Genomic DNA, 20,274 nt, shown 5'->3' on the forward strand with positions numbered 1-20,274 from the left:
CTACAACATATATCGATATTCTGTAATAGGGTGCTTCCCTCGGATAAGAACTGGGTCAAACGGCTATTTTGATGATTAATGGATAATTTTTAAGCAATCGAGAAGAAATTTCGAGCATTTATATGTGATAAACTAAAAAAGACTCAGTGACATAACGAAAAAAAGGAGGATTTCATCATGGCGAATCCATCCAATAATAAGAGAATAGATTCTGCTTCAAGAGTGATTATGGCTTCACCACAAACCATTTATCAGTCATTCATAAACCCGGAAGCATTGGTTTCTTGGCTTCCACCGAAAGGAATGGCGGGTCATATTGACATGTTTGACCCCCGTGAAGGCGGAGCTTATAGAGTAACCCTTACGTACGAAATGGATCACTCAAATTCTGGAAAAACTTCGGAAAACACCGATGTAGCCCAAGGGAAATTTTTGGAACTAGTTCCAGACAAGCGAATTGTTCAATCCGTAACGTTCGATTCCGAGGATCCAGAGTTCTCAGGTGAGATGACACAAAAATGGTTTTTGGAAACCATTTCAGAAGGTACAAAGGTCACTATCGTTTGCGAAAACGTACCTGAAGGAATACGAAAGGAGGATCACGATGCAGGTTTAATGTCCACACTGGAGAATCTCGCTATCTTTACCGAATGACATACTATAAAAATCATTATGACTTTATAAATAGGATCGATCTTAAGTAATCGGGTACAATGCTCGATTATAGAACTGTCCCTGATTTTTGAGAACAGAGCCATATTCTGGAGTAAGTCATTGTAAAATGAATTTTTGCAAAAATGAGATTTCCTGAGGGATTATCTTTAAAAGGAATAAATTGGAGGGAATAGAAAATGGAGGCAAAGACACTTTTGTTACAAAAATGGGCAAGCTGCTTAGATGAAAGAGACTGGTTTCCGCCACTTGAAAAAGCGCTAGAGGATATTACTTTTGAACAGGCAATTTGGAAACCAACTGATGGGGCAATGAATTCCATTTGGGAATTAGTGTGTCATTTACTTTTCTATGAAAAGAGATTTCTGATGCGATTTCTTGGTGAAACTGCGAATGAACCACAGGCAGAAAACAATGAATCTACTTTTCGATTACCAACGAAGACGGTAGATAATTGGAAGAAAACAAAACAAGAATACTTTTATGTTCATCGTGAGCTTGGAAAAATATTAGCAAAATCAGAACATGAGGATTTGTATAGAAAGGTTCCAGGAGAAGATAATTCATTAATGCTTGAACTGAAGAGTTTAGCAATGCACGACGCCTATCATATAGGGCAAATTGTATTCCTAAGTAAAATGCAAGGAGCTTGGGCAGGAAAATCCAGCTCTTAAAAAGCTTCATTAGCTTTACAGTCAGATCCTTGAATTACTAAAAAAAGAAAGTGAGGTTCGTATATGGTGGTTGCTAGCATAGAAATCCAAGATTTATCCATTAAATCCTTGGACTCAACTTTAAATAAACTTTCAACTGCTTATAAAAGCATGACTGAAAAAGTGTCAAATATAAGTCTTGTTAAAAAAAGGCGAAACGCAGTAAAAATTGGTTTAGAAAGTTTCAAAGACGATTGGAAAGGGGAAGCGTTTTTTTATGACGAAGAAATCATATTGGCCCCTAAGGATACTTTACAAGGTTTTATTGCATCTATCGAAAAACAGATAGCAAAAGCAAAAGAAGGCAGTTCGCAAAAAACAATAAATGAGCGTCGCTTAACTGCACTTAAACTGGCAACTGAATCCTTGGAAAACCGACTTAAATAATGCTATTCCACGATTTTTAGGTGTTTCAGAATAAGGTGCGAACCAGGTAAAGGATTGTGTTTGAAATATAGTAATGGGTATTTTTCAAGAATTAGTAAGGAGTGAAGAAATCGTGATTCACAAGATGGGATTATTTGAAATACCATTTAACTCCATTAAATTAGGTAGAAAAATTGTTGAAGTTCGTTTATATGATGAAAAAAGAAGAAAGTTAAATATTGGAGATAAAATTGAATTTGTACAAATCCCTGACAAAAACGATGCTGTAACAGTGAAAGTTACAGGTCTAAGAAATTATAATACATTCAAAGAAATGTACGAAGACATTTCCCCTAGCGATATAGATACGGTTGGCGAGTCTGTTGAAGAAATGGTGGAAAATACATATAAAATATATACTCCAGAAAAAGAAAAGGAATGGGGGACATTAGCCATATCAGTTAAGTTAGAAGCGTAATATTATTCTGCGATCGGTGCGCAAGTGCCACTCTTTTAATGTGATATCCCCTCGATTCGATATACTAAACAATAATTTTAGGAATACCCCCTTTTTCATCAACTGCTGTGCTATAAAATAGAGAGGGAACAGAATAAATTGGTCGTCCATTTTAGAGAGTTCTCGACCATAGGATAAGGTTACTCATTTCTATATGAAATAGGTTAAGTAAGAAGTGAAATATCTAAAGAGATTTGGGATTTATTGGAAGTGATGATGATCTAGTATAATGGGCTTGTACATGAAGGTTTATTTTCTGTTTGAATGAATACGAGACTTAATTTTAGGAACTGATTCAAAATATCTTTTGAAGAATTTCTTGTCTCCTCTATTGAATTCGTCTTCGACTTAGCGTTTCCCTTTTTAAGGTACATTTCATTAATTCAACTGTAAAGGGGAGGTTTAATGAGCAATTACTTGCTGGGCTTTATCCTTGTAGGGTTGGTTGGTACTCTTAGCTTAGACATACTCATCAGGAAAAAACATAACATTGTTTTTGGTATCCGTCTATATAAACCGGTTAATAATACCCATAAATGGATAGAAAATACTTTGTTGATTGTTTTTATCTTTAGTGTTCTTATAGCAGCTTTGTCTCTTTCCTATATAGCAATTTATGTATTATTGTTTTGTTTTCTAACAATCCTGATGAGTATTCGTACTGTGATGGAATATAAAAAAGGTATAGAGGAAGAAAAAGAATATATAATTAGCTTTGTTTGGGCTATAGGTTATAGTGTAATTTTTATTGGTTCAGCTTTTTTTATGTTTAGTTGCAGCTTTTGGTACTCCCTTTTAGCATCCTATGTTAAAAAGCTATTTGATTGTTCAAGACTCGGGACAGATCGTGGAATAACTTAAAAATTGGTCAATAATATGATGAAAAATCAAATTAAAACAGAACAATCGACGTATATCTGGAATAACCTTCGTCAGAAATAGAGTGATGCTTTTTATAGGAGGTATTAGCAATGAATTTAAAGAGGTTTTTGCCAGCTATTCTAGTAGGATATCTAATTACGATGTTGCTATTATATTTTATTTTTCATTATTTTTCTTGGGGATTTGTTTTGGGTTCTATACTCGGTTTAATCTTATTCGCGCTTATAATAACGTTATCTAAGAAAGCGAACTAAATAAAGTCGCAATTGGGCATTTTTTCTGGCAAAAGAAACATCCTTCTTCAGTTGGCCTAGGTTATGAAAGAAGAGGATAATATTAGCAAGCGAATACATCATCAGTAGCATCTTACTTTTACTAGGATTTATTGGAATATTTCTAGTCTTTTTTACTATTCAGGCTATTTATCTTTTAAGCGAAACGTTACTATTAAACTAAATAGCATTTTAAAGAATAAAGTTTAATGAAGGAGATTCTAAATGGGGTTTTTTATGGCAATTGCACTTGTTGTAATAGCTGGAGGAATCGGAGTATTTGTAATTGAAAGACTTAAATATAAATATAACCAAGGTACCCTAGGTAAGAAAAAATTAAAAAGCATTCAATATTTATTAGATAGTTTAATACCTTTAGGAATGTTCTGCGGTTGTAGCATAAGCATAATTTCAGGCATATTTGTCCCTGTTTTTTACTAATCACAGTTAGTTTAGGAACTGGATTAGGTTATTTATTTAGATATTTTGCTTATGAGATGTTTAGTAAACAAGAAATAATCATTGATAAATAACTACTTTTCTATATCGAGTGTTAAAATTTAAGAACGGGGGATCAAAGATGTCATCGCCGAAACATATTATATCAGCAGCAGTTATTGTATTAAATGACCATAAAGAAATACTATTAATTAAAGGACCTAAAAGAGGATGGGAAATACCTGGTGGACAAGTTGAAGTAGGTGAATCCTTAAAGAATGCGGCAGTTAGGGAAACAAAGGAGGAATGCGGTTTAGATATTGAGGTTACACAGTTTTGTGGTGTATTTCAAAATGTCACTGCTTCTATATGTAATACATTATTTTTAGGTAAACCAATAGGAGGAGAATTAACTGCGACTTCAGAAGCATTGGAAGTCAACTTCTTCCCTATCGAGAAAGCATTGGAAATAGTAACTTGGAAAAATTTCAAGCAGAGAATTCAATATAGTTTAAATGAGAAAAGCCACCCTTTTTACGTTGAATTTTAAAATAATTTGTTTTTAGATAAAGGCTAATTTATAAAATTATTTTAAAAGTGGGGTATGTATGTGACTAATCAGAGGAGATGGTTTATTGATTAATCTGTTGGAGAATATATTTCAACTATCGGCGATACTACTACTCCTATGTTCTTTCTATTATTATAGACATTTTAAGAAAATAAAGCGAGAAAGAAAGCTAACTTTCATTGAATTATCTATTTATATCCTAACTCAAGCTGCAATCTTTCTCTGCTCAGCAAGTTATTTGCTTCTTTTTTTAGATAGAAATTATTGAAAAATGTATTTCTTAAGAAGCGGACAGACTGCTAAATAAATTTGAATATCTAGGGGGATGTATTTGAGTGGGAAAAAGGTAACTTCTTTGATATTTATTCTTGGCATTTTATTAGGAATGTTTATTATTCCGTCCATTTTATCCTTCTTTGGAATCCCTACGTTTGGTTATCTGTTAGCGAGTGTATTCGGAAAAGATAACCCTTTGGTACTGACCATTTTATTATTAACCATCTGCTTGGTAATCTTTAGTGTTTATAAAAGACCAAGAATGTAGGTTAGGATTAGAATGAATTTGTGAGCGATTTATTCCCTGTTTTTAGATATATACAAACAGGTTTAAAACGCGATTAGATGATTTTATCAAAGTTAAGAGGTTGCAAATTTGCATAAGGTAAAAGCAAAGAATGTATAGGGGATTCTATCACTATCAACAGTGGTAGTGAGTGTTTTTTTCTTCTTAATAATAAGAGGTCCTAATGCAAACTTGATTCTAGTTATCTATGTATTAAGCAGGACTTTCAGTATTTGGGATTATTTTTGCTGTAATATCTTAAAAATGGTAGTTTGTGATAACAGGAATCGTACTGAATAGCGCAATTTTAGCAGTGGCTTATTTTCTTTTGCTTGCGGTAGGTATTAGTGAACCATAAAATATTCAAGTATTCTGGTATTATGCTGACTAATTATTACAATACGAAGAGTCAGGGAAGAAAAGATGACCAGCTAAACGTCGACTATGTATCTGCTCCTTTCTTGAATAAGAGCGGAAAAGGAGGAAGTTTAAAATGAAAAAAGCATTACCAGTTAAGAACCAAATGAATGGGGTGTTTGTTCACGTAACTAATCTGAAGATCTCAACAAAATGGTACACGGAATTGTTAGGGTTAGATGTTGATTTAGATAAAGTCGTTTCACCAGTCTATAATATACCTTTAGTCGGGACAACTTCTCTAACTCTAGATGACCATACGTTTGATCCTGAATTCAAACATAGTATAAGCCCAAGCCCAATTTTTAATTTATATGCTCCAAATATTGAGGAAGCGTATAAATATATTAAAGACAAAGGCATTGAAATTGTGAGAGAAATAGAGCGTGTAGGCGATACAGCCTGGTTTAATATAAAAGATCCAGACGGAAATGTCGTTATGATTTGTAATTGCTAAATATTCCTTTCTAAAAAAGCCCAATTGTTATTAAGCAAACGTGCGGAAGAAATCAGTCATTTCCTTTGTGAAGATTAATATAAAGGGGGATTAAAAATGCCAATTTGTCAAAATTGCGGTGAAAAATGGTCTTGGAAACAAACCATTAGAACTACCTTTAGATTAAAATGTCCATATTGTGGTAAAAAACAATACGAATCCGCTTCATCCAGAACAAGAGCTGGCGTGTTCGTGCTTATTCCTATAGTGTTTTTACCTATAAACGCTTGGTTAGAAATTTCTGTAAGCGCATCATTAATTATTGCCATTTTTATTTCATTTTTAGTATTAGGTTTGTATCCATTTGTTTTAAGTTTGTCTAATGAAGAAGAGCCTTATTGGTAAAAGGATGTTGTTAGAGTTAATTTAAATTAATGGACGAATCGCAAATAGGCAACACCCTAAGAAGGGTGCAATTTAAATCAATCATGCGATTCATAAATTAAATCAATTTTCTAACTTTAGATGTAATCCTTGGTTATTTAAGGGGGAGTTTGTTTGATATTCTTTGCAGAAATATTGCTGGTAGTCGCTTTAGCAATATTAGTTTTTAGCTCCTTTATGTATTTAAGAGATTTGACAAATAAGAAGAAGCATAGGAATCTTTCATCTTTTGAGTCTGTCATGTACATAATCATTGGGGTTGCAATTCTTACACTTGCTGTTAGTTTGCTGGCTTTAACATTTGTTGGGTAATCGTTGTGTCTGGCGGGTACATTTCTGGAAGAAAGGATATGCTTTCAGTATTGTTGAAACGAATCAGATTGCTAAAAGGAGGTTATTTTGCAATAGGGGATTCTGGAATAACTAATTGTGGGGAATCATAGAATTTTAATGCTGTTCTTAAGAGAGGAGAACAAAATGAAGTTTTATGTTGCATCAAGTTTCAAAAATATAGATAAAGTACGTTACGTTAGTGAACAGTTGAAAAATAAGGGTTATATCCATACATATGATTGGACTAAAAATAAAAGAGCTTCGACATTTAAAGAATTAAAACAAATTGGTCAAAAAGAAAAGAATGCTGTGATTGAATCTGATTTTATAGTGATTCTATTACCAGCAGGAAAAAGTAGCCATATTGAGTTAGGGATAGCCCTAGGACTAAATAAGAAAGTTATTCTCTATTCACCAAATGATCAAAGGAAAGACTTTGCAAAGTCAAGCACTTTTTATCATTTATCAGAAGTTTTAAAGTTTACTGGGACCTTAGATGAGTTGGTGAATTTTCTAACTGTAAAAGAAAAAGATTAAGACTATTGGATTTAGAGAAAAACTAAAAAGAAGGAAAGATGAAGACTCTTGTTAAAGCTAATATTGAAGATTTGGATGAAGGTAATTTTAAAATCATATACTTTAAATCAAAGTCGTAGTTATTCCTGAATAGAGGCATATTGTTGCTTGAAATATAGCCAAAGAGATAATTTCATTTGCTTATTCAAGGGTAGAGCTAGATTGGTGAAAGAGGATTCCAGCGGCCTCATTGAGAATTTTAACAAAGGCGTATCTTTTTATTTGAAATATTCGTTTACATAAGTAAAGCGAAAAAAAACGAAAATATTAGATTGGAGGACTTAGTATGAAAATTGCTGCACTTTATGATATTCATGGGAACCTACCAGCATTGAGTGCGGTACTAAAGGAACTTGAAGAAATTAAACCAGATTCAATTGTCGTTGGAGGGGATATAGTTTCTGGACCTATGCCTAGGCGGTCTTTAGAACGGGTTTTATCATTGGCTGATACGGTTAATTTTATTCGTGGAAATGGAGACAGGGAAGTGGTGATGGCTTTTGATGGTATACCACTCCCCTCTGCTATGTCGGAAAAGGGACGTGAAAACCAACAATGGGTAGCTAGTCAGTTAACCCGGTCTCAAAGGGATTTTCTATCAGAATTACCAACAACGATAACGCTTCCCGTTGGTGGATTAGGCGACGTTTTATTTTGTCATGCTACGCCGAGTAGTGATGAAGAAATATTTACGCCGCTTACCCCGCAGGAACGGATCACCAATATTTTCTCAGACGTCCAGCAAAAGATTGTCGTTTGTGGTCATACTCACATGCAATTTGAGAGACAAGCAGGTGATATACGTATTTTAAATGCTGGTAGTGTAGGGATGCCATTCGCTGATGAACCAGGAGCATACTGGCTTCTACTTAGTCCAATGGGAGTTGAATTTCGTCGGACGACATACGATTTTGAAATGGCTGCAAAATGGATCAAAAGAAGCGGAGACCCACAGGGGAAGGAGTTTGCTGAAAAGAACGTGCTTGAAGTTCCAACAGCTGCTGAGGCTGCAAGATTATTGGAGAAAGCATAATATACATTTATTTCAATAAAAGGGCGCAGTTGCTGAAGAAAAGTCTAATCTTTGGAGGGGAAATATAAATGTAGCTCCACTAATTAAAGGAAATGAAGTGTTTTTACGGCAACCAATAGAGAAAGATGTTGAGGATTTTTTTAATGTTGAGGTAAGCAAAGAACTTGTCAAAATGTACGGTGGAGATACAAAAAATATATCCCCAAAGACTATGGAACTAGCGAAAAATTTCATAGATGCCATAAAATCAAATAAGCTGGAATGGTGTGTAGAATTTGAAGGACGATTAGTTGGACAAGCAAGGCTATCAATTAATAAAGCTGATAATCGTGACGTTATGCTGTGGGTTTATTTGACCCCTCCGTCTGGAATTTAGGATTAGGAACAGAGATTACACAATTAGTATTACAGTATGCTTTTTAAGAACTTCACCTACATCGAGTCGATTTGCGGGTGCTTCAATATAATAAACATGCAATAAAGTGCTACGAAAAGTGTGGTTTTATTCAAGAAGGTGTAGAAAGAGAAGGAGCTTTAATTGAGGTAAGTATGAAACAGATGTATTTATGAGTATCTTAGACAGAGAATACCAATTTATAGAAGATACATTTATAGAAATGAGTTAACGGTAAGTTAGTTCGACAGGATAGAGTAGCAATCATTATCATTTTTGACTTTCTACAATCGTGCCCGTAGAATATATTTTAGCTTCATGAAGTAAATGAGCAAAATGGAAATTGCAAGTTAGAAAATGTGTTATTCGGACATTCCTTCCCTTTTTTAAGAATTATTTGTATAATTAAATTTGTTGGATATTAGGTGAGGGAGGGGATTCAAATGAAAAACTATAAAATTATAACAAAAATCCATACGATGGTTTATGCCCCCTCATTAAGAAGTTAATGATATTAAAAATTTAAAATTATTTTTTAAAAAGACCTTCGTATTAACGGAGGTCTTTATTTATTCCAAGAGTATCTAACAAAAAATAACAATTTAAGGAGAGAAGTAATTATGAAGATTAGGAAATACAGTGTAGATGATGAATTGGGATGGGTTCGATGTAGAGTGCTTTCTTTTTTGGATACAGCATATTATGATAACGTTTTCAGTGAAAAGGAAAAGTATGAAAATCCATCAATTGAATTAGTGGCGGTGATTGATAACGAAATTGTTGGTTTAATAGATATTGAATATGAGACAAAAGAAGGGGCGGTCTGTTCAAGAGGAAAGGGAATAGGTGGAATGATATGGCATGTAGCAGTCCATCCAGATTTCCGCAGGAGAGGAATAGGTAAAAAACTACTCCTAAAGGCTGAGGAAATGTCCAAGGATATTGGCCTGAATCGTCTTGAAGCATGGACAAGAGATTACTGGGTAAATAGTTGGTATGAGGCTAATCAGTTTGAAAAAGTAGAATCGTATCTGCATGTATATTTGGATCAAAAAGAAGAATTAAAGTCAGTTCTAAAAAGTGAGGTTCCAAAATTGTATCCAGTCCAAGCATTCGCACATTATCTTGGTGAAGATAGAGAGTGTGTGAAGAGTAAATTTAAGCGAGTTCACGAGTGTATTTGTTTTGTGAAAAAACTAATTTAGTTTATTCCTCAATCGGGGAGAAATTGTGGAACAAGGATTGAGGCCCGATATTGAAAAAAGCGCTATTTGTTGAATAACGAATTGAGGCCATTGGCACTACCTAGGAGGAATCGGTGTCTATATATAGAATAATGTAAATAAGGAGTATTCCTAATTAGAAAGGAAGAATAGCATGAAAAAGAGATTCGATAAATTATAAACTCAATGTGAAAGGTTAGGTTTACATCATTCAAGGGCCCTCCAGCATGAATCAACTATCTATTAAAATTATTAATTTTCGGAGGGATATAATATGAGAAATGAACAAGAAATGATGAACTTAATCTTAAACACAGCGAAGGATAATGAGCGAATTAGGGCCGTATATATGAACGGTTCCCGAACCAATTCTAATGTGCCAAAAGATATTTTTCAGGACTATGTTATCGTTTATGTGGTAACAGAAACAGCATCTTTTATACAAGATAAGAGTTGGGTTCATGCTTTTGGAGAGATACTCATGATGCAAGAACCTGACAAGAATGATGTCAACAGGGAGATGAATGTCGATTTCACTAAGTCTTATGGTTTTTTAATGCTCTTTATAGATGGAAACCGAATAAATCTTACTCTTGAAACAAAAGAAATGACGTTAGATAGGTATGGAGAAGATATGCTTACTCTTCCAATAGTGGATAAAGACAATCTTTTACCTTCAATCCCTAGTACTACCGATTTAGATTACCATGTCGACAAGCCAACTAAAGAGGAATATGATCATTTTACGAATGATTTCTGGTGGTGTTCACAAAACGTTGCGAAAGGCATTTGACGTGATGAACTCCCATATGCAAAACAAATGTATGAAAATACTATGAGAGCTTCTTTAGTTAAAATGGTTTCTTGGTGGATTGGCATACAGCAAGATTTTGAAATTACTACTGGAAATTTAGGGAAATATTTTAAAGAATACCTTCCAGAATCTTTTGGAAGTTGTACAAAGAAACTATTCTAATTCTGATTATACAAATATGTGGGAATCAATCTTTGTTACTTGTGAATTGTTTAGAATTCTATCTCAAGATGTTGCTGAACATTTTAATTTCACATATCCAATTAAAGATGATAGAAACATGACTAAATACCTTAAACATGTTAGAAAATTACCTTCAAATGCAAATGAAATATATATTAAGTAAATGAATGCACCCTGCAATGTATGTGGGGTGCTTAATCTTTCAGCAATAGGGCCATTTAATTGAGAAAGAGGAGGGATAAGAATGGATCAAAAAAAGCAAACAAGACCATTTACTATCACAGGTTTTGTGTTGCTCGCCTTTGCTTTTTTGTTCAGGTGGAAATTCATATATAGCGAACCTGTTGTTGATCGGTTGCTTGGCTTGATTGGTGTAACTGCGTGGTCTAATGGTGGTAATAGTGGTTTTCATATTAGAATTATTTCTCTTATACTATTATTCGTAGGTCTGTTTTTTCTGGTCAAACGATACAGCGGTAAAATGATTTTTCGTTTTCTTTCTTGCAATGATACTCATACCCACTAACTTGTTTGCAACCGTGTAGCAATCAAACTTTGCAAATGGTATTTATGCGTTAGAATTCCAACAGGACGGAAGCAATTGTGAATATGATACAAATGATTCAGATATTGTTGAAGGCAATTGTAAAATCTCCATTGTGTAGTAGCGATCCTGTTTCTTTTCGTGTTTCAATAGACCAAAAATATGATCACAGTAGTTTCAATGTAATGGATAATTAATCTGAAAGACCACCAATTAAAACTTGATGCTAATGAACATAGGACAATTGACATTAATTTTAAACATCGGCTTCAATCGTTAAAACATCAAAGTGTAGGCGGCCAACTTTATATATTTAATCTCATAATCGCTGATGATGATAATAAAAGGCGGTTGTAGACTTCCCCGTCGGGATTTTTATGCAGCATGGCTGTAGCGTGCACTTTAACAATAGCAACTAATATCAGAAAAGACTATTCAAGAAAAGGGCGCGAAAAATTGAATAACTCATGCAGTAAATGATCGATAAGCTTTATTTTAAAGCAACACAGATTATGGATAAAAAGGACAACCCCAGACTAGTGTGCCAACAGACATTATGTTTATGACATCTGTCACAAATCAGTGCCTTATATCGTTATAAGTGTAAAACGTAAAAAGGAGCTGGGGAACGATGAAGGATTTGACATGTATTATTATCGGAGGCGGTTATGCGGGGCTTGCCGCGCTTAAGGCAATAAAGAAAAAATTCCGGGGCATGGAGAAAAAAGGACGGCGGATTCGATTTGTTTTGATCGACAAGCAGCCCGGTCACTTGCGCAAATTAAGGTTGTTCCGTCCGACCACGGCCGAGGAAGAGATTATGATCCCCTGGAAGCAATTGCTTCTAGAAGGATTCGAATTCGTGCAAGGTACGGTTACGTCCGTGAATAGTAGGGGAAAAAGAATTCGATATACGAATGCAATAGGAAATGAAGCCCGAATTTGTTATGACCTTTTAGTCGTAGCAGTGGGTAGCACCGTTCGGCGATTGAATGCCGAGCAGGGCGGCATCGCCTTGATCGAACCGCAAGCAGCAGAAGACATCCGGGAACACTGGCGTACCAATCTGCGGAAGGCTGTTGATGAAAGGGACCCTGAGGAACGAAAAAGACTGATGACAATAACGGTCGCGGGGGCGGGCATCAGTGGCATCGAGACATCCGCCGAGCTGGCACTCGCCATGCGGAAGGAAGCAGCGACGCTAAGGCTGAATTCGGCTGATATCTCCGTCTATTTGCTGAATGCACAGGAACGACTGCCCCCAGAAGGGGGGGAGAAAGTTGGACGAAAGTTGGGTCAAAAGCTCAGCCAATGTGGAGTGACAGTGCTTCACAATCGTAAGGCAATGCGGGAGGAAACAGGAATCGTGATGTTGAACAATGGCGATTACCTGGCGGCTGGCCTATGTATATGGACGATTGGTCTGATGCCGAATCCGGTCCTTCAAGGTATGGGCTTGCCGCTTACTACTGAAGGCCAGGTACTGGTGGATGAATGTTACCGTGTCCAGGGAATGCCGGACGTATACAGCATTGGTGACTGTGCGAGAATCATCGATCCAAGAACGGACAAAGCGGATCAGATGACGTGTCTTGAAGCTGGAATGCAAGGGATTCGACTGGGGAAAATCGTGATGGCCGATTTGGAAGACCGTCCCGCGCCAATTCACAAATCGGTCAAATCAAATATGGACTACTTCAATATTGGCTTGGGGCAAAATGGGTTTTTTTGGATACGCAAATGGGGACTTGATATGACCATGACAGGTAAGGTTCCGGGGAAAATTAAGAACCTGGTAGAGGATTACGCCAGCATGCTACGATAGAAACAAAGAGACAAGCTTGCAATACTTTCTAACAGCCAGGAAAAGGAGAGACAGGCGAATGGAAGAACTGTACGATCAATATAGAGCACTGCTGTTCACGCTGGCTTATCAGTTTACAGGCTCTGCTACTGACGCGGAAGATGCGGTACAGGACGTGTTTTTAAAGGCGTATGACATACATCTCGAACGTTTGGAAGAGCCAAAGGCATACTTGTGCAAAATGGTAACCAATCGCTGTCTCGATCTGCAGAAATCGGCGCGGAAGAGGAGGGAAGTGTACATCGGTCCGTGGCTCCCCGAACCGATTCGGACACCCAAAGCGGATACTCTCCAAACGGTCTTACGCCACGATATGCTGTCTTACGCTATCCTTGTACTGCTGGAGCGGCTGACGCCAACAGAACGGGCGGTTTTCATCTTGCGTGAGGCACTGGGTTTCAATTATCCCGAAATCGCCGATCTGCTTGACAAGAGAGAGACGAATTGCCGTAAGCTGATGAGCCGTGCGAGAAGCAAGGTGGGAATATCCGAGGAGGAGCGAGTCACGGCCAAAACGGCCGATTTGAAATGGGTTAGCCGATTCATCACATCCCTTGAGCAAGGGAACGTTAATCATGTGATGTCTTTGCTGAGCGAGGATGTCACGCTCGTCTCCGACGGAGGCGGAAAAACAATCGCGTTTAAGCGTCCGATACAAACGCGCGATTATGTTTCCCGCATCCTGGCCAGCGCGTTCGACAGCATAAAGCCCTATTATCATGAGCTTCACTTCGAGGTCGCCCCTTTAAATGGTGAGACTGGTATAATACTTCGTTCGGTGGACGAAATTGTTGCCGCAATATTTCTACAACTCCATCGCGGAAAACTTGCCAAGATCTATATTGTACGAAACCCGGATAAGCTTACCCGGGTTTAGGTACAGTGATAGATCATAAGAGTTAATAATTTATCATAAATGACATGACAGGTATAACGGATTAATTTTTTGAATGTGAAATAGGTGACAGTGTTAATATTATGTGACACGCAATTTACAAGCTGTCGGTTATGCCGTTAACGGGTGCTGTTCTGGAATAAAAGCAGCGTCCCAATCACCATTGTTGGGCCAGGTTCACCTGAAAAAGATGCGTTAACAAGTTTTCACAAGCAAAATTAGGTGCAGCAGTTCAAATGTTTATTGGAAGCATTGATGAAATGACTGTAAGTACTGGTTTATTAATAGAAACCAAAGATAGTTCGGTATTTATGATGTGATGACAAAGGAAACATTTAGAGATAAAGGCTTTGGCAGCGAAATGTTTCAATTTCTTTTAAATACCAGAGGATCAAACAAAAACCAGTTGTATTACAGGCTTCAGTGATGGGAAGAAAACCTATAAAACATTTGAGTTTATAGATGTTGGAGAAATGATTATTTGAATAATGCCTCCTTCTGTTATAGAGCCAGTTTGTGGAATAATATTTCTCCTCTAATTACAATTGACATTGACGTAACGTCATAGCTTATAATCGAAATTGTTCTAAGTGATATCACGTTTTCAATTGAATAATAAGGAGATAATTTGAATGGAAATAATTATACAAGATACATTAAATCTTTATAAAGACATGCTTAAGTTACCAGAAGGCGAGAGAAGTGAATTTTTTAGCGAAGAGTTAATTAAACCTTTTAATAGGATGTTTGAAATCATGCATATGCCTAAGATGCCTGAAGCCATGGGATGTATTGAGATTTCTGGACGCGATTCCAAGATGATAGAAATGTTAGATAAGCTCGAAAAGACTGATGCATGGAATAATGCAAAAAGGACGATTGAAGCTGCAGCATCTCGCTTTGAAAATGCCGGCATTCCCTTACCGGAAAAAGTTGTTGTAGGAATCTTTTTAGGAGACCCAGAACACTTAGCAATGTTTGAAGGATACACGGGTATGGGATCTATACCTGGATATATATTGATAATGATAGATCCGAACGAAAAGAATCTTCCAAAGCTGAATGCATGTATTGCCCACGAGTTTCATCACAATGTGCTTTTCCATAATACAAATTGGAATTTTATGACTGACATAACAGTTGGAAGATACCTTGCTATTGAAGGCTTGGCTGAAAGCTTTGCAGCTAGTATGTTTGGAGAAGAGCATATTGGCCCCTGGGTAACAGGTGTACAAGGAGCGGATTTGGAAACCGCGAGAAGAATAATTTCAAAATCACTTGATGTCAGAGGGTTTATGGAAGTTCGTAAATATATATTCGGGGAGCACCCAATGATGCCAGAGACTCAAGACTTCGGAATGCCTTTCTGTGGAGGCTATGCTGTAGGATATCATGCAGTACAGGCATATCTGAGAAAGCCTGGTATTTCAATAGAAAAGGCTACGATTACTGATGGCGATGAAATCATAAAGGCATCTGGCTATTTTGAAAATTAAATTAATGTAATAAAGCATGCTGATTGTGCAGCATGCTTTATTACTACCTAATAGTTTTGCAATAATACATAATTGCTCGATAAACGAATCCACTCAAATCTTCATCACTAAATTGGTTGATATAGTTTTTCCATCTCTTATCAGATTTATAGGTATTAGCAATACATTTTAAAATTTCTGTATCACAAGTCATATTTTGTTCCATGTAATTTTTCCATTCTACTATTAGTTTCTGTATATCCTTAGAAGAAGGAAGTTTATGTATTTGTTCTGCTAATTTTTTAAATACTTTTTCCATATTGTTTGCAAATTCATCATATAAATTTTCTTTTTCCTTATCAGATAGTTTTTCTATATTCTTCTCATACTCTTTATATTTCTCTGTTTCACCAAATACCATTTTGGCTTCACGGCTATATTGTTCTGATAGTGGCAAAATTGGTGAGTTATTAAAGATATTCAAATTAAATATATCTTTTCCTGATACATAATCCTCTAAGTCACTAATAATTGCACCTAAACGTTGTTGTTTTTCGATCAGTGTTTGATCATGTATTTTTAAAATTTGTAGTTGTTCTTGTTTCGATAGCTGCATAATATCTGATATTTCTTTTAAAGAAATATCCATTTCTTTAAAAAATAAAATAGTTCGAAGGCTTTCCAAATCTTCACGGCTATATGCTCGATAACCATTATTAGACAAGCGAATTGGTTTTAATAAATCTATTTTATCATAGTAATGTAGTGTTCTAGCAGTGACACCTGTTATCCGTACAATATCTTTAACAGTAAAAATATGCTTTTTCATTTCGAAAACCCTCTAATTAATTTTAAAATTATGTGTATTTATATATTTCACTCATTTTGTAATATATATTATACGCTTTAACCTTACGTCACTGCAACAGGGTTCGGACTTTTGTTTATTTTATAAGTTCGCCTAAAAGGTAAAGGAAAGTTCTTATTAAAGTAAAAAGTAGCTTTAATAATATTTTAGTATCGGGCGCTTTAACGGAGTAACGAAAAAGGCGTATATATATGTTATAAATTGGGCTTTTTAATTTGGGAATTTCCTTAACGTTGTAAATCCGTATTTTCCTGACGCTACCCCGTAAATTAGATGAACTAGGAATGGTAGTCGTACCAAAAGAACTTCGAGATAACGAAATAAATTTTACACTTTACAATACCTAACTGGGGTATGGTAAGGTAAAAAAGAATTAAAAATAGGAGGTAATTTAAATGACAAATAAAACACTTAACGTACAAGGCATGTCTTGCGGACATTGCGTGAACTCTATTGAGGAGAGTGTAGGAGAACTGAACGGTGTTGAAACGCTAAAGGTTCATTTGCAAGATGGAAAAGTCGATGTAATCTTTGATCCAGATAAAGTGAATTTGAAAGATATTATAGAGGTTATTGAAGAACAGGGATACGATGTTGCCTAAGTAGGATGATCGTGCTTACGCAGAGCGATCCCCTTTTAACAAAATTTTGTACCTTTATGTTCAATAGCAATTGACCTGGGGCTATTTTTAACGCGCATTTTTATAAACTAAAGGGAGGTAAGGGTAGAGTGAAAAACTTTCACCTTGAAGTCTACACCAGGCCCACTTGCTCTGATTGCCAAGACTTGAAGAAATTCTTGCAAGTTCATCATATTCCTCATAAAGAATATGATTTAGCAAAACAACCATTAAAAGAGAAGGATCTTATAAAGATAACAGGAAATAGAATCGTTCCGGGGCTCGTATTTTCTAAGCCGTCCCTTTTGGGTTTGAGGAGAAAACCGAAGAGCATGATAGGGTTTGAGAGAAATAAGGATGAAATTAAGCAGTTATTAAATGTAAGATAGCTGACATTTAATAACTAGGTATGTTGGGGAGGTTTTTTTATTAAATTATACCCTTCCTACGTAAGGTAATTTTAATGAAAAGAGGGAGAAATTATATGAATACCGATGTCAAAAAAACGAAAATCGCGGTAAATGGTGGAATAGGGTTCGGGGCAAAACTAAATCCCAAGCAACTTGTGACAATCTCAAAATATATGAGTGAAGATGATGAACTTGAGTTAACTACTTTTCAACAACTCTATATAGAAATTCCGGAGAATAGAAAAGAGGAAACCATAGAAGAATTTGAAAGTGTTGGGTTGGCATGTTATCCAGTTGGAAACTTTGTAAAAAGCTTGAGAACCTGCAATTTCTGTAAAGGAGAAGAACGGGAAGGGATGCCAGTAGCAAAAGAATTAAATAAACGCTTTGCTGGAAAACCTGTACCCTTTACCCTAAAGATCGCCTATACAGGTTGCCCAATAGGTTGCGGAGAACCTATGCTAAGCGATATAGGTGTTATGAAATTTAAGGATCATTACAATTTATATGTTGGTGGAAAAGCAAAAGGAAAAGACGCTGCGGTTGGTTTCTTGCTGAGGGAGAATCTAACACCAGAGGAATTGTATGATATCGTAGATAAGATTATTTCTGCCTATTCACATCTGGGTAAAAAAAGGGAATCATTCTTTAAATTTTGGAAAAGGATAGGTAAGGATCAATTGATAAGTTAATATAAAATGCTTTATCCGTTGTGGATTAATAATAGGTAAGGACTTATAATTCACCTTTTCACAAACAATTATTTTAATATTAAAACAAAGATTAAACTGTAACACTGGAGGTAATATCATTATGTCTACACATTCACAGACACTTTCGCAACCTGACCCTAAAAGATGGAAGGCATTGTTTTTATTATGTTTTGCAAACTTTCTCGTAATAATGGATGCGTCTATTATTCAAATCGCATTACCGTCAATTCAAGAATCACTCGGATATACCCAAGAAAGTTTACAATGGGTGATGAGCGCTTTCCTTCTTATATTTGGAGGTTTCCTGTTATTAGGGGGTAAATTAGCCGATTTATATGGTAATCGCCGTATTTTTAACTTAGGTGTTTTTATTTTGGCTGTTTCGTCCTTGTTTGCAGGTTTAGCCTGGAATGAGATAAGTTTAAATATATTCCGTGGGATTCAAGGATTGGGTTCAGCATTAATTGCACCTTCAGCTTTGTCTATGGTAATGCGACTCTTCAATTTCAGCACTCCCGAAAAAGAAAAAGCACTTGCTTTTTGGGGCTTATCCGGTGCAGCAGGTGGTGCATTCGGAATTGTTTTTGGCGGACTCATAACCGGATTCTTCGGATGGCGCTGGACATTGTTCATCTATGTACCATTAAGTATTCTTGTTTTGATTCTTAGCCCTAAACTATTACAAAAATCCGGGCAAAGACTTAAAGGACGTATTGATTATGTTGGTGCTGCTTTAGCCACAGCATCTTTGATGTTAATTGTTTACGGCATTGTATCAGCGGAACACAGTGGCTGGACATCAAGTAATGTTGTGATTTCTCTTATTGTCGGAGTTGTTCTATTTCTGATTTTTCTTATCGTAGAATCCAAAATGAAAGAAGCGCTATTACCACTCAATATATTTAAAACACCTAACTTAGGTATCGGTAATGTCGGTGTCTTTTTAACACAGGCAGCATGGTTCCCATTAATATATATGTTGATCCTTTATCTGCAACAAGTGTTACAATACTCTCCGACAGCCGGCGCAATGGCAGTATTGCCTGTACCTTTGTTTATGGCTTTCTTCATAATTGTCGTGGCAGAAAAAGTATTGGCCAAATTGGGTATAAAAATGACTATGGTTGTTGGTTTCGTGATTCTCGGCTTAGGTAATATTTTATTTTCGCAATTTGCAACAGTAGATGGTACTTACGTCTTAAGTGTATTATTCCCTTCATTTGTAGCAGCACTCGGTAATGCACTTGCTTATTTAGCGTCTACGACAGCGTCTGTATCGGAAGTAGAGCCGAAAAAATCAGGACTTGCTTCCGGTTTATACAATACCAATTTCCAAATTGGTTCCGCAATTGGTCTAGCTATACTGGTGGCTATTGCTGGAGTAGCAACTGCTTCCAGTACAGCCGGGTCTCAGTTAGTTGCTTTGAATGAAGGTTTTCAGCAGGCATTTTTCTGGGGCGGTATCATAGCCTTTTTAGGTGCTGTATTAGCACTTCTGTTTACCCGTTCACCAAAGCAGGAAGAATCTAATAGGTAAAAATAGGGTAAGTCCCAGGGTTATATAGCCGGGACTTGACCTTGAAATAAAAGTGGTAAATTAAGCCTGTACTTTCAATCTAATATTAAAGAATTTTCTAGGTTATTTTACAAAATATGAAGCTTTTGTTGACAAATATACCATATGGGGGTATAGTATAAGTATAAACAAAAAGGAAGTGATTGAGTTGGATAAATTCTTACGTAATCAACCAAGTAAACCAAGAACACGAGATGAAAAGGAGAAAACCATTAACCGTTTAAAGCGAATTGAAGGTCAAGTTCGTGGAATACAGAAAATGGTGGAAGAGGATCGATATTGTGTAGATATTTTAGTACAAATTAGCGCCATTCAATCCGCATTAAAAAATGTAGGTTTCTCTGTCACGGAACGACATATCAATCATTGTGTCAGTGATGCGATCAGAGAAGGTGAAGGTACAGAAACGATTGAGGAATTAATGAGTGTATTGAAGCAGTTTTCCAAGTAATTAAGGGAGGGA

General features: G+C 36.1%; 25 protein-coding genes and 3 pseudogenes. 27 read left to right on the plus strand and 1 reads right to left on the minus strand.

The window, feature by feature from the left end; all coding sequences use genetic code 11:
• Positions 1–177: 177 nt before the first annotated feature.
• The 22 genes and pseudogenes from JKP73_RS09885 (at position 178) to JKP73_RS09980 (ending at position 15,645) form a co-directional block, all read left to right on the plus strand.
• On the plus strand, positions 178–654 hold the full coding sequence (locus JKP73_RS09885) for an SRPBCC domain-containing protein (RefSeq protein ID WP_160807204.1): 477 nt from the start codon (positions 178–180) through the stop codon (positions 652–654).
• Between the two features lie 197 nt (positions 655–851).
• Positions 852–1,346 carry a DinB family protein gene (locus tag JKP73_RS09890; protein ID WP_200411163.1) on the plus strand — a complete coding sequence of 165 codons (495 nt, stop codon included), beginning with the start codon at positions 852–854 and terminating at the stop codon, positions 1,344–1,346.
• A gap of 63 nt (positions 1,347–1,409) precedes the next feature.
• On the plus strand, positions 1,410–1,772 hold the full coding sequence (locus JKP73_RS09895; protein WP_021291493.1) for a hypothetical protein: 363 nt from the start codon (positions 1,410–1,412) through the stop codon (positions 1,770–1,772).
• Between the two features lie 73 nt (positions 1,773–1,845).
• The gene (locus tag JKP73_RS09900) at positions 1,846–2,229 is read left to right on the plus strand and encodes an ASCH domain-containing protein (protein ID WP_438874668.1); all 384 of its coding nucleotides are present in this window, start codon (positions 1,846–1,848) and stop codon (positions 2,227–2,229) included.
• A gap of 444 nt (positions 2,230–2,673) precedes the next feature.
• On the plus strand, positions 2,674–3,129 hold the full coding sequence (locus JKP73_RS09905; RefSeq protein WP_160807203.1) for a DUF4181 domain-containing protein: 456 nt from the start codon (positions 2,674–2,676) through the stop codon (positions 3,127–3,129).
• Between the two features lie 110 nt (positions 3,130–3,239).
• Complete coding sequence (locus JKP73_RS09910) at positions 3,240–3,404, plus strand: hypothetical protein (RefSeq protein ID WP_021291491.1); 165 nt, start codon at positions 3,240–3,242, stop codon at positions 3,402–3,404.
• A 243-nt stretch (positions 3,405–3,647) separates the two neighbouring features.
• Positions 3,648–3,955, plus strand: a pseudogene (locus tag JKP73_RS09915) (hypothetical protein).
• A 47-nt stretch (positions 3,956–4,002) separates the two neighbouring features.
• The gene (locus JKP73_RS09920) at positions 4,003–4,410 is read left to right on the plus strand and encodes an NUDIX hydrolase (RefSeq protein ID WP_021291490.1); all 408 of its coding nucleotides are present in this window, start codon (positions 4,003–4,005) and stop codon (positions 4,408–4,410) included.
• 85 nt (positions 4,411–4,495) lie between these two features.
• The gene (locus JKP73_RS23135) at positions 4,496–4,699 is read left to right on the plus strand and encodes a hypothetical protein (protein ID WP_074436658.1); all 204 of its coding nucleotides are present in this window, start codon (positions 4,496–4,498) and stop codon (positions 4,697–4,699) included.
• Between the two features lie 63 nt (positions 4,700–4,762).
• Entirely contained in the window at positions 4,763–4,975 is a 213-nt protein-coding gene (locus JKP73_RS09925) for a hypothetical protein (protein ID WP_021291489.1), read from the plus strand.
• A 511-nt stretch (positions 4,976–5,486) separates the two neighbouring features.
• Positions 5,487–5,867, plus strand: coding sequence for a VOC family protein (locus JKP73_RS09930; RefSeq protein WP_021291488.1), 381 nt, complete (start codon positions 5,487–5,489; stop codon positions 5,865–5,867).
• Between the two features lie 96 nt (positions 5,868–5,963).
• Positions 5,964–6,251 carry a TIGR04104 family putative zinc finger protein gene (locus JKP73_RS09935; RefSeq protein WP_021291487.1) on the plus strand — a complete coding sequence of 96 codons (288 nt, stop codon included), beginning with the start codon at positions 5,964–5,966 and terminating at the stop codon, positions 6,249–6,251.
• Positions 6,252–6,767: 516 nt separating this feature from the next.
• Positions 6,768–7,160 (plus strand): group-specific protein, encoded by a 393-nt coding sequence (locus JKP73_RS09940; protein ID WP_188941919.1) that lies wholly within the window; start codon positions 6,768–6,770, stop codon positions 7,158–7,160.
• Between the two features lie 325 nt (positions 7,161–7,485).
• Complete coding sequence (locus JKP73_RS09945; protein WP_200411164.1) at positions 7,486–8,232, plus strand: metallophosphoesterase family protein; 747 nt, start codon at positions 7,486–7,488, stop codon at positions 8,230–8,232.
• Positions 8,233–8,329: 97 nt separating this feature from the next.
• Positions 8,330–8,608 carry a GNAT family N-acetyltransferase gene (locus tag JKP73_RS23140; RefSeq protein ID WP_234447095.1) on the plus strand — a complete coding sequence of 93 codons (279 nt, stop codon included), beginning with the start codon at positions 8,330–8,332 and terminating at the stop codon, positions 8,606–8,608.
• Between the two features lie 638 nt (positions 8,609–9,246).
• On the plus strand, positions 9,247–9,831 hold the full coding sequence (locus JKP73_RS09955) for a GNAT family N-acetyltransferase (RefSeq protein WP_200411165.1): 585 nt from the start codon (positions 9,247–9,249) through the stop codon (positions 9,829–9,831).
• A 313-nt stretch (positions 9,832–10,144) separates the two neighbouring features.
• Positions 10,145–11,009 (plus strand): annotated as a pseudogene (locus JKP73_RS09960) (aminoglycoside 6-adenylyltransferase).
• Positions 11,010–11,090: 81 nt separating this feature from the next.
• Entirely contained in the window at positions 11,091–11,372 is a 282-nt protein-coding gene (locus tag JKP73_RS09965; RefSeq protein WP_188941925.1) for a hypothetical protein, read from the plus strand.
• Positions 11,373–12,021: 649 nt separating this feature from the next.
• Positions 12,022–13,215, plus strand: a complete 1,194-nt coding sequence (locus tag JKP73_RS09970; RefSeq protein WP_200411166.1) for an NAD(P)/FAD-dependent oxidoreductase — start codon at positions 12,022–12,024, stop codon at positions 13,213–13,215.
• A gap of 58 nt (positions 13,216–13,273) precedes the next feature.
• Positions 13,274–14,131 (plus strand): RNA polymerase sigma factor SigJ, encoded by an 858-nt coding sequence (gene sigJ, locus JKP73_RS09975; protein WP_200411167.1) that lies wholly within the window; start codon positions 13,274–13,276, stop codon positions 14,129–14,131.
• Positions 14,132–14,346: 215 nt separating this feature from the next.
• Positions 14,347–14,634, plus strand: a pseudogene (locus JKP73_RS23525) (GNAT family N-acetyltransferase); the annotation flags it as partial.
• Positions 14,635–14,781: 147 nt separating this feature from the next.
• On the plus strand, positions 14,782–15,645 hold the full coding sequence (locus JKP73_RS09980; protein ID WP_200411168.1) for a DUF2268 domain-containing putative Zn-dependent protease: 864 nt from the start codon (positions 14,782–14,784) through the stop codon (positions 15,643–15,645).
• 43 nt (positions 15,646–15,688) lie between these two features.
• On the opposite strand, the gene JKP73_RS09985 is transcribed toward JKP73_RS09980, so the two are convergent.
• On the minus strand, positions 15,689–16,453 hold the full coding sequence (locus tag JKP73_RS09985) for a MerR family transcriptional regulator (RefSeq protein WP_021291477.1): 765 nt from the start codon (positions 16,451–16,453) through the stop codon (positions 15,689–15,691).
• Positions 16,454–16,887: 434 nt separating this feature from the next.
• Between JKP73_RS09985 and copZ the strand changes: the two genes are divergently transcribed.
• From copZ to JKP73_RS10010, 5 genes are all read left to right on the plus strand, one after another.
• On the plus strand, positions 16,888–17,094 hold the full coding sequence (gene copZ, locus JKP73_RS09990; RefSeq protein WP_021291476.1) for a copper chaperone CopZ: 207 nt from the start codon (positions 16,888–16,890) through the stop codon (positions 17,092–17,094).
• Positions 17,095–17,222: 128 nt separating this feature from the next.
• Complete coding sequence (locus JKP73_RS09995) at positions 17,223–17,501, plus strand: glutaredoxin family protein (protein ID WP_021291475.1); 279 nt, start codon at positions 17,223–17,225, stop codon at positions 17,499–17,501.
• 95 nt (positions 17,502–17,596) lie between these two features.
• On the plus strand, positions 17,597–18,214 hold the full coding sequence (locus JKP73_RS10000) for a nitrite and sulphite reductase 4Fe-4S domain protein (protein ID WP_021291474.1): 618 nt from the start codon (positions 17,597–17,599) through the stop codon (positions 18,212–18,214).
• A 121-nt stretch (positions 18,215–18,335) separates the two neighbouring features.
• Positions 18,336–19,772 carry an MFS transporter gene (locus tag JKP73_RS10005; protein WP_188941929.1) on the plus strand — a complete coding sequence of 479 codons (1,437 nt, stop codon included), beginning with the start codon at positions 18,336–18,338 and terminating at the stop codon, positions 19,770–19,772.
• A 187-nt stretch (positions 19,773–19,959) separates the two neighbouring features.
• Positions 19,960–20,262 carry a metal-sensing transcriptional repressor gene (locus JKP73_RS10010; protein WP_021291472.1) on the plus strand — a complete coding sequence of 101 codons (303 nt, stop codon included), beginning with the start codon at positions 19,960–19,962 and terminating at the stop codon, positions 20,260–20,262.
• Positions 20,263–20,274 lie beyond the last annotated feature (12 nt).

Origin of the sequence: Virgibacillus salexigens (assembly GCF_014905415.1) — a bacterium.
Classification (GTDB): domain Bacteria; phylum Bacillota; class Bacilli; order Bacillales; family Amphibacillaceae; genus Virgibacillus; species Virgibacillus salexigens.

Bases quoted from the DNA above. Each gene is read 5' to 3' on its own strand.
- JKP73_RS09885 (WP_160807204.1), top strand. From the start codon at position 178: ATGGCGAATCCATCCAATAATAAGAGAATAGATTCTGCTTCAAGAGTG.
- JKP73_RS09890 (WP_200411163.1), top strand. From the start codon at position 852: ATGGAGGCAAAGACACTTTTGTTACAAAAATGGGCAAGCTGCTTAGAT.
- JKP73_RS09895 (WP_021291493.1), top strand. From the start codon at position 1,410: ATGGTGGTTGCTAGCATAGAAATCCAAGATTTATCCATTAAATCCTTG.
- JKP73_RS09900 (WP_438874668.1), top strand. From the start codon at position 1,846: ATGGGTATTTTTCAAGAATTAGTAAGGAGTGAAGAAATCGTGATTCAC.
- JKP73_RS09905 (WP_160807203.1), top strand. From the start codon at position 2,674: ATGAGCAATTACTTGCTGGGCTTTATCCTTGTAGGGTTGGTTGGTACT.
- JKP73_RS09910 (WP_021291491.1), top strand. From the start codon at position 3,240: ATGAATTTAAAGAGGTTTTTGCCAGCTATTCTAGTAGGATATCTAATT.
- JKP73_RS09920 (WP_021291490.1), top strand. From the start codon at position 4,003: ATGTCATCGCCGAAACATATTATATCAGCAGCAGTTATTGTATTAAAT.
- JKP73_RS09930 (WP_021291488.1), top strand. From the start codon at position 5,487: ATGAAAAAAGCATTACCAGTTAAGAACCAAATGAATGGGGTGTTTGTT.
- JKP73_RS09935 (WP_021291487.1), top strand. From the start codon at position 5,964: ATGCCAATTTGTCAAAATTGCGGTGAAAAATGGTCTTGGAAACAAACC.
- JKP73_RS09940 (WP_188941919.1), top strand. From the start codon at position 6,768: ATGAAGTTTTATGTTGCATCAAGTTTCAAAAATATAGATAAAGTACGT.
- JKP73_RS09945 (WP_200411164.1), top strand. From the start codon at position 7,486: ATGAAAATTGCTGCACTTTATGATATTCATGGGAACCTACCAGCATTG.
- JKP73_RS09955 (WP_200411165.1), top strand. From the start codon at position 9,247: ATGAAGATTAGGAAATACAGTGTAGATGATGAATTGGGATGGGTTCGA.
- JKP73_RS09965 (WP_188941925.1), top strand. From the start codon at position 11,091: ATGGATCAAAAAAAGCAAACAAGACCATTTACTATCACAGGTTTTGTG.
- JKP73_RS09970 (WP_200411166.1), top strand. From the start codon at position 12,022: ATGAAGGATTTGACATGTATTATTATCGGAGGCGGTTATGCGGGGCTT.
- sigJ (WP_200411167.1), top strand. From the start codon at position 13,274: ATGGAAGAACTGTACGATCAATATAGAGCACTGCTGTTCACGCTGGCT.
- JKP73_RS09980 (WP_200411168.1), top strand. From the start codon at position 14,782: ATGGAAATAATTATACAAGATACATTAAATCTTTATAAAGACATGCTT.
- JKP73_RS09985 (WP_021291477.1), bottom strand. From the start codon at position 16,453: ATGAAAAAGCATATTTTTACTGTTAAAGATATTGTACGGATAACAGGT.
- copZ (WP_021291476.1), top strand. From the start codon at position 16,888: ATGACAAATAAAACACTTAACGTACAAGGCATGTCTTGCGGACATTGC.
- JKP73_RS10000 (WP_021291474.1), top strand. From the start codon at position 17,597: ATGAATACCGATGTCAAAAAAACGAAAATCGCGGTAAATGGTGGAATA.
- JKP73_RS10005 (WP_188941929.1), top strand. From the start codon at position 18,336: ATGTCTACACATTCACAGACACTTTCGCAACCTGACCCTAAAAGATGG.